The sequence below is a fragment of the Veillonella atypica genome, from assembly GCF_041431435.1.
In the GTDB taxonomy this organism is placed as follows: domain Bacteria; phylum Bacillota; class Negativicutes; order Veillonellales; family Veillonellaceae; genus Veillonella; species Veillonella atypica.
Window position 1 is genome coordinate 441,023 of record NZ_JAPVXV010000001.1, and the last position, 14,422, is coordinate 455,444.

Here is a 14,422-nt window from a genome sequence, read left to right on the forward strand (position 1 = left end):
CCTTTATGATATCCATTAAAACAAAGTTTCTAATTGCCCTGCCATATCCGCTATAAACTCATCAAATTTACAGAGCTCTCGTAGTTCTTGATGTTCCATATCATAGCAAGCAATCTTTTTAGACTTAGGGTCCCAAACAATTTGATAATCGTTGTACTCACCTAGCTCTTTAGATAAACGTAATAGTTTACGACGACCCCATTTAAATGGAACTGTATCAAGTAAAGGTAAGAACTCTATAGAGATAAAATCTGAGTCTGGTAATTCAAAGTAAAGATTATCTCCCTCTAAAAAGGATATTACCGCTTTTGGAAGTTTAAATGGTTTTAATTGATCCATTTTATTCTGTCTATCATGATACTCAGTAGGCTCTAAATTTTTAAAATACTCTGCCATTTCCATATCGCCTTTTTCAATAGCAATACTATAGGGACGCATCCCATCCTTTTCTGTGATGGTTACATCTGCACCATGTTCTACTAGATATTTACACATCTGTAAATCCACATACCGAGCTGCTACACATAGTGGAGTTGGCTTAAATGGATATACAGAATCAGGCTTGTTGTAATTAATATCCACACTATTATTAATGAAGAAATCTAGGACCTCATAGTCTTGGTCTGTAATGACATTTCTGAAAGCTCGTCCACCATATTTCTGTACTGTATGTCCTAAATCATGAATGAGTTGTAAGTTCTCATATTTCTTGCCATATAAGGCAGCTTGAAAGGCATCTACATCCACAGAGTTCAAGGCGTTAATATTGGCCCCTTGAGCTACAACATAGTCTATAATCTCTTGATTACCATACCGTACTGCTAATAAGAAGCTTGGATTTTCTTTATCATTTAGATCTGCTCCATGTTCGACCAACCATTTTACACTTGGCAAACAGTTCATCACTAACGCTAATTGTAGAGGTGAATACTCACTATATTTACCAATTTGTATAAGTTTATGAATATCCAAACCATTTTTTAATGCGCTTTCAAGAGCGGTAATATTTCCATTTATAATATCTGTCACTAAATCTGGTACAGATTCAAAAGTGCCTAAATCCTTAAGATATATCATATCCCTCTCTCCTATATAATATTTACTTATACCACAACTGGTATAAACTTCTCTTCAAAGGCAGTCAATATACCTAACAGTTTAGTATCTAAAAACGATAGAGCCTGTTTTCTAATATCCGTTGGAATACCATAATATGCCTGTGCTACACCACCACAAATAGCAGCAACAGTATCACTATCACCACCTATTGAGATGGCATTGCGAATGGCATCTTCAAAATCAGTGGATTCAAAAAAAGCTTGCAATGCTTGTGGGACTGTTCCTTGACAACTTTCATTAAACCTATAGGTATCTCTGATTTCATCCAATGTGAAATCCATGGTGTAATAATGCTGATTAATATAATCTCTGATTTCTTGTATATCTTTACCAGTTTTAGCTAAGTATACGGCAACTGCTGTTGCCTCTGCACCTTTCATGCCTTCTGGATGGTTATGAGTGACCTCAGTAACTAATTTAGAAAGAAGCTTTGCTTCGTCCAAACTATGTGCTGCAAATCCAGCAGCACTAACTCTCATAGCAGAACCATTACCATAACTATTATATGGCTTTGGATTCTCTGCAAAAATCCATCTATAGAACCGATCGCCATATCCATAACCTGGATAGCATCTCCCAATCGTCTGCATACATTCCACTGCATTTTTTGAAAGATTTCTGTAATTTGGTTGGCTCATAAGAATTGCCTTTGCTACAGCAAGTGTCATGATACTATCATCAGTTAACACACATTGATCTGTAAAAAAATCAAAGTCCTTCCGTCTAATATTATTAAATTCGAATCGTGAACCAACTATATCACCAATGATTGCTCCTAACATGTTAATCCCTCCCTGAATTTGTTGAATTTATTATTTAGCTAATTTTTATCGTATTAACTATATACATAAATGTTCCGCCAATACTATCCATTTAGTTTAATTATATTACATTTATAAGTATGAGTGTATAGTAAAAGCCCTTTGCACAAGCAAAGGGCTCTATTTATATAATTCTTATTTAATCTTTAATGTATATAGAATTATTTCTTTGAACGCTCTAATTCTTGAATACGTTTTTCTAATTGAGCGATTCTTTCATCAGTGGATGTTGTATTTGATTTAGATTCAGGGCCTACCTTAAAGCTAAGTCCACCATTAAAACCTTGGTTACCATTGCCTACTACAGTACCTACATTAAATTGTACATTTCGGCTTGGACGATAATAAGCACCTAATGCAGTAGCTGTTTTGCCATGATAATGACCAAATCCTACGGCTACACCTAATCCAGTTTCTCCTTCAGAGAAATTCGGTTGTAATGCAGCTAATGCATAGCTAGATGCAGTTGCTTTATTAACTGTAGATTCAAAATTTGTACCTACCGATTGTACTTGGCTAATAGCATTTTCCAATTGACCTACTGTAGCTGCATCATGTGCATCAACACCATCGGCTACTTTCACCAAGCGATTATATTTAGCATCTGAATATGTAGTAGGTGTTACTGTAGGCTCTTTATCATAATCTGGCACAGTCTTTTTATAACCTAAGTGTGTGGTAATTTCTTTATCTGGATATTTTACTGTGTAACCAGAAACATCACCAGCATCATGACCAAATGCAATAGTACCTTCTTCGGTAGCTACGCTTTCATAACCAATGGCAGTGCCATATTTGACAGTAGCACCTGCCTTATGACCTAATGCCAAACTGTTCTCGGCCTTAGTTCCTGTAAAACCACCACCCACAGAAGTAGAAGCAAGACCAAGTGTTAGACCATTAGATCCACCCACAACGGCACTACCATTTCCTACGGTCATAGCATCTCGAGATCCAACAATAGTGCTATACTCACCATTGGCAATATTTTTATGGGTCACAAATTTACGACCTGTAAATTCACGGCCTCCACCGCCAAGTATGGATGCACCAGTGCCTACAGCTTCATTTTTACTGCCCCCAAATACGGAGGACCACATGCCAACACCAGTGTTTCCTAAACCGCCCGCAAGTGTACTTCCTTTTCCATCTGCATTGTTTTGAGAACCGCCAATAACAGAACCAATTTCACCAGCTGCATTATTGCCACGACCACCGGCAATGGAACTATGTAATCCATATGTACCATTAGAATTACCACCTGAAATAGATGAGGACTCACCATACGCAATATTATCCTCCCCGCCGCTGATTGTGGCATAATTTCCTACTAATGTTCCTACTGCTTCAATCTGATTTTTTGTACCACCAAGAATGACCCCATTTTTAATTTCTTCGTGAACAATATTTTGAAAGCCCCCTACAATAGCGGTATAAGGGCCTTCGGTCATATTTTTTGTTCCCCCAAGGACTGCACTATTTTCCCCTTCTGCTAAGTTATTTGCCTTATCCTTACCACCACTGACAACGACACTACCATCGCCTAACGCTTGGTTACCAGCCGTATAACCACCAATTACTTGACCGGCTGCATTTGCACTAGGTGTGCTTAATACCATAACCGAGCCTAATGTTAATGCAAATGCACAAGCAGTTACTGCGGTACTAAGGCTCTTTACGTTCTTAGGATTACATTTATGGGAATTTATCTTACCAGTTAACATCATTTGTACTTTATTCATTTCTCTCTTCTCTCTCTATGAATATACAAAACTACTTACCAAAAATACTTACAAAATTGACTCCTTTCTTGATATACACAATACACAGATCATTTTCTGAATAATTTTTATTCAAAAAAATTCATAATATAAATTAATTATAAATTATTTTTGTTTTTTATATAATTAGCATTACTTATAATCATATAACTACTATTCATAATAATTTATTCGTCCCAATGCTATACTAAAAATGATGTATTTTAATTATTTTAGTGTAGAGGGTCATACGTATGAAAGAAGGTAAAAGAAAGAAAACATTAACTGGTTGTAAGAAAACCAGTACATCAAAAATCATGTTATTTTCAATGATTTTAACGGCTATGAGCGCATCCATTGTATATGCAGCAGATACCAACGTGGCCGATGAACCTAAAGTATCACATACCATCACGGTAACTGCTACTAGAACTATGGAGGATATCATAAAAACACCAAGTGCTGTATCTGTTGTAACAGACAAAGATATTGAAACACGAAGAGTTGATACCGTAACAGATGCTCTACAAATGTTACCTGGCGTGTATAAAAGCCAAAAAGCAAACGGTGGATTACAAATTCGCGGTTTTGATTCTACTGACATCTTAGTATTACTCAATGGTGTACCAATGAATAACACCTTTAATAATGGTGTTGATTGGGAAGCTATACCAGTACATTCTATTGAAAGAATCGAATTAGTACGTGGTCCTAGCTCCTCTTTATATGGTGGCAGAGGTGTTGCTGGTGTTATCAACATTCAAACAAAACAACAACAACCAAAACAATCTGTAAAAGATATCCATTGGCATGGACAAATTGGATATGGATCTCATGGGACACTAAATAATGAGTTAGGGTTTGATGCACAAGTATCTAATCGTATTACTGTCGGTATGTCCGGAGAGCAAAGAAAAACAGATGGTTATCCAGGTTTCTTTATTACCGGCAGAGCTGCCAACATAAGGCCGTCTACTGTAACAGTTACACCAGATAATCCAGTTCCACAAACCAAAGATGGTTCCTATCTATTAGGTAGTCGAGGAGATAAGTCATTTAATAATAAGAATCTATCTGCGTATGTAACGATGAAACTCCGTGATAGAGAATCATTAACCTACTCTTATCTATATACGAAAAATAGATATGCTTATGAGAATCCAATGAGTACCATAACCGTAAATGGTGCACCTATCTTCTCTGGAAATGTCAAAATTAACAATCAAAAATATGTAGCACTTAGAACAAGTAGATACTTAGGCTATGATGGATTAAAAGAATATCATGCTCATAACCTACAATATAAAAATGACAAAAATAAGCTACAAGTTACTTTCAATATATTAGATCGAAAAAAAGATGGATTCTCTAGCCCTAGCAATCCAAATACACCTAACTACAGCGGCCCTGGTGATGATTCATTCTATCCTGGAAAAACAATTAATTTTGATGCACAAAAAGTATGGGATCGTATGGGGAAACATAGCGTTGTTGCGGGCATTAACTGGAAAAAGGAAAGCTTTGAGCAAAAACGAAGAGAATTAACTAATTGGAGAAATCATTCTTCCTTTGATTCAACCACATATCCTGGTGGATTGTATGAAATCAATAAAGGTGCTACAAATAATTTAGCCCTATTCGTCCAAGACACATACCGTCCTAATTTCAATTGGGCTATTTATACCGGACTTCGTATAGACCGATTCAAAAAATTCGATGGTCAACATGTTACCTATGATACGACCAATAATAGATACGACACCGTAAATCATGGTGAAGGTAGCTATACTGAATGGAGTCCAAGATTAGCAATTGAACATTATGTAACCGATTCGCTAAATGTATATGCTTCCTATGGTCACTCTTTTAATCCACCACCACTTAGTCAAGTATATCGTTACACAGATGTAGTACGAGCGAATCCAAATCTTAATCCAGAACGTTCAGATACATTTGAAGTTGGTATGAAAAAAGAATGGGGCACAAAAACTGCTTTAAATCTATCTGCATTCTATGTAAAAACGAAGGATAAGGTTAAATATGTAACACATTATGATAATAATGGTGATGTAGATTATAAAATGTATGAAAATGTAGACCAAGAAACTCGTCGCGGCATAGAATTAGAACTTCGCCACCAACTATCCTCAAAATGGTCTGTATTTGGAAACTATACATGGCAAATGGGTCGTATAAAACATAAAGATCTTCCTAACACAAATGCAAGCGGATATGAGGAAATCAATTATGATATACCTAAACATATCTTCCATGCAGGTCTTGAATATACTAATGGTAAATGGAATGCCCTTTGGGATGCTCAATATGTAAGTCGTCGACAATCAGTAGATGATATTACAGGTCAATACGGTTCCTCAGATAGCTACTTTATCTCTAATGTAGCAATGAATTACAAATTCTCCAAAGAAGCGACATTACAATTAGGTATTCAAAATGTATTTAATCGTATTTTCTACGATGATGAAGCTACCGCAGGCCGTACATATTCTGCAAGTATGAAGTTTAAATTTTAGTAATCATTCATCAAACTTTACTATATAACTTCTATTTGATTTAACCACAACCATATAAAATCTATCTAAATTTAATATATAAAAGCAAAAAAAGGTCCATCGCATATCGTTTCTATGCGATGGACTTATTTATTCTTCTTCAATTATTATTCCATTTATATATGCAAATTCAATCATAGTGGATCCATAAAATTCACTCACGCCTAATGAAATATTTTCTTTAGGAATTTCTTTCAACTGATTATAAAAGTCAATATACATACTTCTTAACTCAGAATTTTTGATTATTTTATTAAAATATTGTTGAGCTTTATCTTTTCCACCATAATGATAAATATAATACGGTAGATTATAATCGTTTATATCTCCCTCTATAAGTTTTTCAATATTACGTTCTGTATCTTCAAAACCTTCAAATAGCGGTATTATATATTCCTCACATAACTTACTAACTTCATCTACAGTATATTGATAGTTAGCACCTGCTAATTGATACCAATGCCATTCCGTTCTATTTAACAAACGACCTAATTCTCCGCCATATACAAACCCGTTATGAATATTAGCTTTTTTCATAGATTTAGAATAAATGGCAATATGTGGAACAAACTCTACGCTATCTGCATAGTTATTTCTATTAGCTTGAAAGTAGATTTCAAAGATAAGGTCTTTATTCTTAGAGGTTTTCTTTAACTTCTGACCTTTACTAACTACCTTAAAATCAGGAAATTTACTTGCTATCTCCTGCCAAGCTTTTTCACATAACTCTCTAGGTTTCAAAATTGTAAAAGTCCTCCTAAATAATACTGTATTTCTTTTAAAGATTACTTTCAATAACTATATCAGATGTATATTAAAGTATTTCCTTTTCCCAAGCAATACATGAGTTTAAAACTCTAATGCATCTTTACTAAAGTTTATAAGATCAACTTCAATATTTTGAATTATTTTAGTCCAGTAATCTTTCTTAATCCAATTATCAAAGCATACATCAAATCTATCTCTTTCAGTATTATCTGATGCATCCATAATAGGATACACTTGATTAAAGTAAGAAACTAAGATATCAAAATCTGGACTATAAACCCGTAATGGATCTCTATAATAATGCCAATCCTTCATACTGGCTTGCTCTACGTGTAAATGTCAATATAAGAATATACAAAAATGATGATATAAGAATGTACAATTATTTTAATACACTATTCAATTACCAGCTCTACATAATCCCCATCTTCCTTATTGTATACATGCTTATTTACGATTCCAAGTAGTTTCTGTATATCTTCCATATCTGAAGCCGAAAATTCCAAATAACAAGTCTCATCACTGGTATAATTCAAATCTTCATAAAAATCCTGAATCGCCACATAAAATTTTTCTAAAACATCTTCCAATGGATATTGGGAAATACTCCTCGGACTATCTCCTTCTCCTAATTCTGGTTCTTGAACAAATTTTAATGAAGTAACAAAGCAATCACTTTTCATAAAATCGTCATACGTTTTATAGATATGTTCTGCTACCTTTTCGTAATCAGCTTTGTTATATTTTTCATGTACAAAAATATCTATATTTTTCATCTCAACCGCCTTAATGTGTTGTGAAAATTATCATTAGTCCCCTACAACTTCAAATTTACGTATCCACATAAATTTATATTTTGTACCATTTCAATATTATACAATTATTACTTATTCGTTTTCCTTATAGTAACTGGGATAAAGAGGGTGTTCAAATACACCATCATCAATCATTTTCTCAATCTTCGATGGCAAATCAACTTTATATACTTTTTTATAAATAGCTGTGCTTAAACATTCAAATCCTCCTCCCGAAGAAATATCACCTAAAAAATTTTGAATTGCTTCTATATCGGGATAATGATCAGGATTATGTAGATAACGCATATATTCCTCTAAAACTCGTCTAATGTATAGAAAGTCTTTCAGGCTCATTGTTATTTTTTCCCTATCAGAAATATTATTTAACCCATATTCAATTATGTCTTTTATATCTGCATATTTTCTCATATCTGAATTCAATACATCTTTTCTCCAAATAAACCGAGAGTTTCATTAAATTTCTAATGAAATTATCTCCATAAATTTTGATTTCTCTTTGCTTAAAAATAAATACCATTATATAATTCCATAAACTCTTTAGCAAACTTTGCGATAAGTTCATGATCAAGTGTAGTAGCTAAGATTTCTTCACTATCATTAGCTGTTGATGTCCAAGATTCGCTGTTACAGAAACGCTATCGCATAAAGCATTCGTAATTAAGGACTTCGGTCTATTCCCTTGTCATTAATACAACCGTCTCCTCAACAAATTCAAGTTAGCAAGTACACATTATATCAATAAGAACTTCACGAATGTCCATTATTGGCTATTTAATTTGGTTGTCAAGCTCAATACCCTGTTCCGCTAAACCAAAAACTAACTCCTTAAAACTTTCTGCAATAATTTCTAAATCATCAACCGATGTCACATATACATCATGTGGCAAAACAACAATTTTGTCTGTTTCCTTTAAAATACAAACTAAACTTCCATCACCTAAACCGCCAATAGGAAAAACAGTATTATTTGATATGTTGCTTTCTTCGTCGTCGATATAGTTTGCAATAAAAGCAGGGTATTCATAACCTAATTCCTCTAAAGTGAAAATCCATGGATCAACAAAATGGCAGCCACCAAATTCCTTGAGCAAATATCGATATTCTGACGGAATTGGTTCGAATTTGTTTTCAAACTCAGATATGTCTTTTTCGGACTCCGGGTGATATTTGCTGTGCGTGTCAGCCATAACGCTATAAGCTTTTCTTAGTAATTTAATCTCTGCTTTTGTTAATTCCATATGCTTTCTCCAATCAATACGATGAATTATCTTTTGTTCACCTTATCCACCTTTGAAAATCAGCCCAAACAAACGGGAATTGGTTATCCTTTTCCAATATTGCCCTCAACATTATGATAAAATATCCGGCACTTTTCCTGCGTAAATGCTTGCACAATTCCATTCAACTACTGAAAATCCATATTCTTTAATAAAATCTTCAAATTCCTTTTTATCCCATTCTTGATACATCTTAAATCCTAAAATAGACATCAAACTTTTTATCATTTTTCTTTGCTTTCCCTCTTTCCATAGAAAAGTGGGGGCGAACAAAGTCCCATTAGGTTTTAACACCCTATATATTTCTTTCATCGCCTCATCCGGTTTAGGCATAATATGAAGTGCATTAGCAATTAACACACAATCAAATTTTTCATGCGAATAGGATAATGCTACTGCATCGGCTGTTTCAAATGAGGACGAATGTATTCGCAAACTTTATCATATACTCCTTTGTCTTTTTTCATGAAAGGAGCATATAGCTTAGCAAATTTATCCCAAAATTTTTTATTGCTTTTATCAATCATTTCAACGCTCCTTTAAATATAAAAATGATCCTATCAATCTATATATTGAGCCTATTTTCTCATTGATACCTTGCAAGAAAGGAATAATAGCTGTTCCTATACCAAGTAGGAATGTCATAAATGCAGAAAGTCATATGCTGTCATTCTTTTCTATTCAATCATTTTGAAGTGTCTCAAGGCCTTACTTTCAGCACTGGTCAAATCAAGCTCATCCAGCTCAATTTCAACTTCTATATGCTTATCGACATCGAGTTTGGACAAAAGTGCTACCGTCTCAACATGCGCTGTCATTGGAAACATATCCACTGGTTGTACTTCTTTTAGTTCATAGTCGTAGTGTGTAAGGATTTCAATATCTCGTGCCATAGTTGCTGGGTTACAGGATACGTAAACAATTCGTTTCGGTTCCATGCCAGCTGCAGAGGTTAGTACTTCTTCTTTACAGCCTGCTCGGATTGGATCGAATACGATCACGTCTGGTCGTACGCCGGCTTTATAGAGTTTTGGCATTTCAACAGCCGCATCAGCGACGATGAATTCAGTATTGTCATAGCCATTACGTCGTGCATTTTCACGAGCATTAATAATGGCTGGTTCTACGATTTCTATACCGATAACATGTTTTGCCTTATGAGCCAAAAACAATGAAATAGTACCCGTACCACAGTACGCATCGATAACGATTTCATTACCTTTAAGATCCGCATAGGCTAATGCCTGATCATAAAGCACCGTTGTTTGTTCTGGATTCACTTGGAAGAATGAATGTGGTGACAAGGTAAAACGTAGGTCCTTAATATGATCAGTGATTGTACCATCTCCATAGATAACATGATTAGTAGGACCTAAAATGACATTGGTTCGTTTACCATTCACATTATGAACGATGGTTTCCACTTGTGGTATACGATTGGTTATGTTTTTAACCCATGCTTCTTGATGCGGTAAATAATCAGTAGCGGTTACGAGAATAACCATCCATCCAGATTGCCCAATGCGACCGATAACATGACGCAATACGCCCTTTCTCGTATGTTCATCATATGGCTCAACATCAAGCTCTTTGGCTATGTCATAACAGATTTGGGCTATACGATTATTTCCTTCATCTTGAATAGGACAATTCGTCCCCTGTACGATATCGTGAGATCCCATTGCATAGAATCCCATTTGAATGTCGCCTCTAGCACCACCGACAGGCATTTGCATCTTGTTTCGATATGCCCAAGGTTCTTTTGGTCCTAGTGCAGGTTTTACAAGATCAGGATTTTGGTGACCAATTCGTTCAATAACATCCTTCACCTTTTGTGTTTTTAGTGAAAGCTGCCCTTCGTAGGTAATGTGTTGTAATTGACAACCACCGCATATACCATATAGATCACATGTTGGTTCTATACGATTATCAGCAGGTGTAACAATATCTATTAATTTACCTGTAGCATAGGTCTTTTTCACCATGTTAATGGATACTTTTACCGTTTCTCCAGGCAAGGCAAAGGGAACAAAGACGGTAAAATCATCTACGCGACCTACACCTTCTCCACTACTGCCAATACCGTGAATGGTTACCAACACCTCCTCACCAAGTTTAACAGGCGCATTTAGAATGGCCTGTTGTTTTTTAGAAAGTTTTCCACCTGTATGTTGTTGTCTACCTTTAGATTTATATTTACGAGATGTACGACCTGTACCGTTCATTACGCGTCTCTTTTCTTCCAAATTTTAATGATACCTGTCACAATAAGAACAAAGAATACCGCACCAAATTTAACGAGTAATTCTTCCCCTTGAATATATGGTAAAAGAAGTGGATCTTCTACGATCATTTCACCGGCAACCCATCCAAGTAGTGCACCACCAGCCCAAAGAATGGCTGGGAATTTGTTAATAATACGAGCGAATAGTGTAGAACAAAATACGATGATAGGTACCGTAATTAGCATACCAACGATAACAAGCTCTAAATGACCTTTTGCAGCGCCCACAACACCGATGACATTGTCGATACTCATCATAGCGTCGGCAACGATAATCGTCCAAATAGCACCCATTAAGGAGTTTTTAGCTTCAATGTGTGCCTCTTCATCATCGCCTTTTAAAAGCTGAACGGCAATCCATATGAGCACAAGTCCACCGCCTAAATGAACGAGAGGAATCAAGGTTAACGCTTCTACCAAAACGGTGGCAAACAGAAGGCGCATTAAAATGGCACCTGCCGTCCCCCATATAACGGCTTTCTTTTGAAGTTCTGGTGCTAATTTACCGGCTGCCATACCGATAACTACAGCATTATCTCCGGCTAATAAAATATCTATCAATATAATTTTGCCAATCGTAACCCACGTGGCCGCTTCTAAAAATTCCATTATACGCACCTCAACTATAATTAATTCTATAACTATCCCTTAACTATACCATATTTTATGTATTTTCTCATCTAAAACAAATGCTTTAATATCTTTCATAATCTACTGCAAAAAAATATCTCTCCTCCTGTAAAAAAGAGAAGAGATATTATACATTCCAATTATTTTTTAAGTTGTTTTACTACTAACGATGCGCCTACTACAAGGATAACGGCAGCTATTTTAATATACAGCGCATACGGTTCAACTGTATGAGCAATCAATGTATCTTCCACACTCATGCCAGCGCCGACCCATCCTAGGATACCACCACCAACGTAGAGAATAATTGGGAAACGCTCGATGACTTTCACAAATAATGTACTACCATACACGATGATAGGCACCGTAATAAGCATACCAATAGCAACCATTGTCATGTGGCCACCTGCAGCGCCTACTACACCGATTACATTATCGATACCCATGATACCGTCAGCAATGACAATCGTCATGATTGCAGCTCGCAAACTATCCTTGGCCTCGATATTATGCTCACTGTCATCATCAGCAACGAGCTTGTATCCAATCCATAATAAAAGGATACCACCTACCAAACGAAGCGCTGGAATTGTATTTAAAGCCTCAACGAAGAGGAATGCCATAACGAGACGTAAAATGATAGCACCTGCTGTGCCCCAGAAAATTGCTTTCTTTTGTAAATGAGCTGGCAAATTTCGTGCAGCCATGCCAATCACAATGGCATTATCGCCGGCCAACAGAATATCGATGACAATGATTTGTAACATTGCCAACAAACCTTGAACAGATACAATGTCCAATTCGTACCTCCTATAACGAAAATATTTAATATACTTATTATACTAAAGAGCATCTACCTTGTACAATACTGTAATGTATCCATCTATTCGTAATACGAATACCTGTATATAACTATATTCTATAGTTTTTAATACACCTAGCCATAATAGATAGACTATGTTAAAATATATCATCAATTTAGGAGGTCATTATGTATCAAACATATTCTATACTACAAAAATTATGGTTGTTCATTAAATTATTTACTCCTATGTGCATCACCCAATTTTCTCTTGTAGGGGGCACATTTATCGCCATCTTCTTAACAGGACAATATAGTACAATTGATTTAGCTGGGGTTGCTACAGGGTACAATCTATGGTTATTATTCTATATCTTTGCACAAGGGACCCTAATGGGTATCACCCCGATCATTGCACAGCTATTAGGAGCCAAGAAAACAGATAGTATACCTACCATCGTCTACCAAGGGTTTTATATTGCAACAACCCTAGCACTTATTATATTATTAATCGGTGTTTTCGGATTAGTACCATTACTAAATTTCCTTAACTTAGAACCTGCTGCTACGGCTGTTTGTATCAATTATTTGAAAGCTTTCGCACTTGGCCTATTCCCTCTGTTATGGGTTAATACATTGCGTAACACCGTTGATTCCCACGGGTTAACTCACTATTCTATGGCCATTGTAGTAACGAGTTTTGTAGTGAATGTATTCTTAAACTACTCACTGATATTTGGGCACTTCGGATTGCCTGAAATTGGTGGTGTCGGTGCTGGTTATGGTATTGCCGGAGCATGTTGGACAAACTTTATTTTATTTAGTGCGATGGTGCTCTTCCATCCTAAATTAAAGGGATATCGTATCTATAAAGATTGGGTACGCCCCAAATGGCAATACATACGTGAGCAATTACAAATCGGCTTGCCAATCGGTTCTTCCATCTTTTTTGAAGCCAGCATTTTCAGTATTGCCGGCCTATTGATGGTACACTTTGGATCCGCTGTCGTAGCGGCTCACCAATCGGTCATTGCCTTTACCAACGTGTTCTATTGCTTACCACTTAGCATTGCCATGGCTTCCACCATTGCTGTAGGCTATGAAGTCGGTGCTGAGCGACATAAAGAAGCTATTCAGTACTCCTACATTTCTCGCGTGTTAGCCATTGTCATTGCAATTTTGATTTGTGCTTTCACATTTACCCATATGGAAAGCATATCCGCATTATTTACAAATGATGAAGAGGTATATAATCTAATTTATAGATTCCTCGGGTATGGCGTTTTCTTCTCCGCCTTCGATGCCATTGGTACACCGTTACAAGGTATTCTACGGGGCTACAAGGATGTGAAAATTGTATTCTATATTTCTCTCATTTCCTATTGGGGCGTTTGCTTCCCTATTGCATACATTCTTGCCAACAACCCAAATTACGGCCCATTTGGTGTATGGATAGGCCTATTAGCTAGCGTAATTGTAGCAGGCATACTATTCACCATTCGAACATGGTATATTCAACACAAACAAGTACATATAAAAGCATAACGCACAAAAGCAGCACTGCAAGTCA

At 35.9% G+C, this 14,422-nt stretch carries 15 protein-coding genes; 2 read left to right on the plus strand and 13 right to left on the minus strand.

What is annotated here, in order from left to right:
* Positions 1 to 15: 15 nt before the first annotated feature.
* The 3 genes from O3598_RS02100 to O3598_RS02110 all read right to left on the minus strand — a co-directional run bounded on the left by O3598_RS02100 (position 16) and on the right by O3598_RS02110 (position 3,682).
* Positions 16 to 1,077, minus strand: a complete 1,062-nt coding sequence (locus tag O3598_RS02100; protein ID WP_371451588.1) for an ankyrin repeat domain-containing protein — start codon at positions 1,075 to 1,077, stop codon at positions 16 to 18.
* Positions 1,078 to 1,103: 26 nt separating this feature from the next.
* Entirely contained in the window at positions 1,104 to 1,901 is a 798-nt protein-coding gene (locus tag O3598_RS02105; protein ID WP_371451590.1) for an ADP-ribosylglycohydrolase family protein, read from the minus strand.
* Between the two features lie 200 nt (positions 1,902 to 2,101).
* On the minus strand, positions 2,102 to 3,682 hold the full coding sequence (locus O3598_RS02110; protein ID WP_371451592.1) for a YadA-like family protein: 1,581 nt from the start codon (positions 3,680 to 3,682) through the stop codon (positions 2,102 to 2,104).
* A gap of 272 nt (positions 3,683 to 3,954) precedes the next feature.
* On the opposite strand from O3598_RS02110, the gene O3598_RS02115 reads away from it, so the two are divergent.
* Complete coding sequence (locus O3598_RS02115; RefSeq protein ID WP_371451593.1) at positions 3,955 to 6,234, plus strand: TonB-dependent receptor; 2,280 nt, start codon at positions 3,955 to 3,957, stop codon at positions 6,232 to 6,234.
* Positions 6,235 to 6,363: 129 nt separating this feature from the next.
* Here the strand turns inward: O3598_RS02115 and O3598_RS02120 are convergent, their stop codons facing one another.
* The 10 genes from O3598_RS02120 to O3598_RS02165 form a co-directional block, all read right to left on the minus strand.
* Positions 6,364 to 7,014, minus strand: coding sequence for a DUF4304 domain-containing protein (locus O3598_RS02120; protein WP_005380795.1), 651 nt, complete (start codon positions 7,012 to 7,014; stop codon positions 6,364 to 6,366).
* A 108-nt stretch (positions 7,015 to 7,122) separates the two neighbouring features.
* Positions 7,123 to 7,356, minus strand: a complete 234-nt coding sequence (locus tag O3598_RS02125) for a hypothetical protein (protein WP_287500442.1) — start codon at positions 7,354 to 7,356, stop codon at positions 7,123 to 7,125.
* Positions 7,357 to 7,436: 80 nt separating this feature from the next.
* The gene (locus O3598_RS02130; protein WP_287500443.1) at positions 7,437 to 7,817 is read right to left on the minus strand and encodes a hypothetical protein; all 381 of its coding nucleotides are present in this window, start codon (positions 7,815 to 7,817) and stop codon (positions 7,437 to 7,439) included.
* A 111-nt stretch (positions 7,818 to 7,928) separates the two neighbouring features.
* Positions 7,929 to 8,279 (minus strand): hypothetical protein, encoded by a 351-nt coding sequence (locus O3598_RS02135; protein WP_287500444.1) that lies wholly within the window; start codon positions 8,277 to 8,279, stop codon positions 7,929 to 7,931.
* Between the two features lie 347 nt (positions 8,280 to 8,626).
* The gene (locus O3598_RS02140; protein ID WP_287500445.1) at positions 8,627 to 9,097 is read right to left on the minus strand and encodes an SMI1/KNR4 family protein; all 471 of its coding nucleotides are present in this window, start codon (positions 9,095 to 9,097) and stop codon (positions 8,627 to 8,629) included.
* 111 nt (positions 9,098 to 9,208) lie between these two features.
* Positions 9,209 to 9,571, minus strand: a complete 363-nt coding sequence (locus O3598_RS02145) for a class I SAM-dependent methyltransferase (RefSeq protein WP_371451596.1) — start codon at positions 9,569 to 9,571, stop codon at positions 9,209 to 9,211.
* Entirely contained in the window at positions 9,529 to 9,663 is a 135-nt protein-coding gene (locus O3598_RS02150) for a hypothetical protein (protein ID WP_005380928.1), read from the minus strand. Before O3598_RS02150 ends, O3598_RS02145 begins: the two co-directional genes overlap by 43 nt.
* A gap of 150 nt (positions 9,664 to 9,813) precedes the next feature.
* Entirely contained in the window at positions 9,814 to 11,361 is a 1,548-nt protein-coding gene (gene rlmD, locus O3598_RS02155; RefSeq protein ID WP_287500446.1) for a 23S rRNA (uracil(1939)-C(5))-methyltransferase RlmD, read from the minus strand.
* Entirely contained in the window at positions 11,361 to 12,029 is a 669-nt protein-coding gene (locus O3598_RS02160) for a TerC family protein (RefSeq protein WP_016475441.1), read from the minus strand. Before O3598_RS02160 ends, rlmD begins: the two co-directional genes overlap by 1 nt.
* Positions 12,030 to 12,190: 161 nt before the next feature.
* Positions 12,191 to 12,850, minus strand: coding sequence for a TerC family protein (locus O3598_RS02165; RefSeq protein WP_005380893.1), 660 nt, complete (start codon positions 12,848 to 12,850; stop codon positions 12,191 to 12,193).
* 191 nt (positions 12,851 to 13,041) lie between these two features.
* Here O3598_RS02165 and O3598_RS02170 point away from each other — a divergent pair, with 191 nt between their 5' ends.
* Positions 13,042 to 14,397, plus strand: a complete 1,356-nt coding sequence (locus O3598_RS02170; RefSeq protein WP_227068124.1) for an MATE family efflux transporter — start codon at positions 13,042 to 13,044, stop codon at positions 14,395 to 14,397.
* Positions 14,398 to 14,422 lie beyond the last annotated feature (25 nt).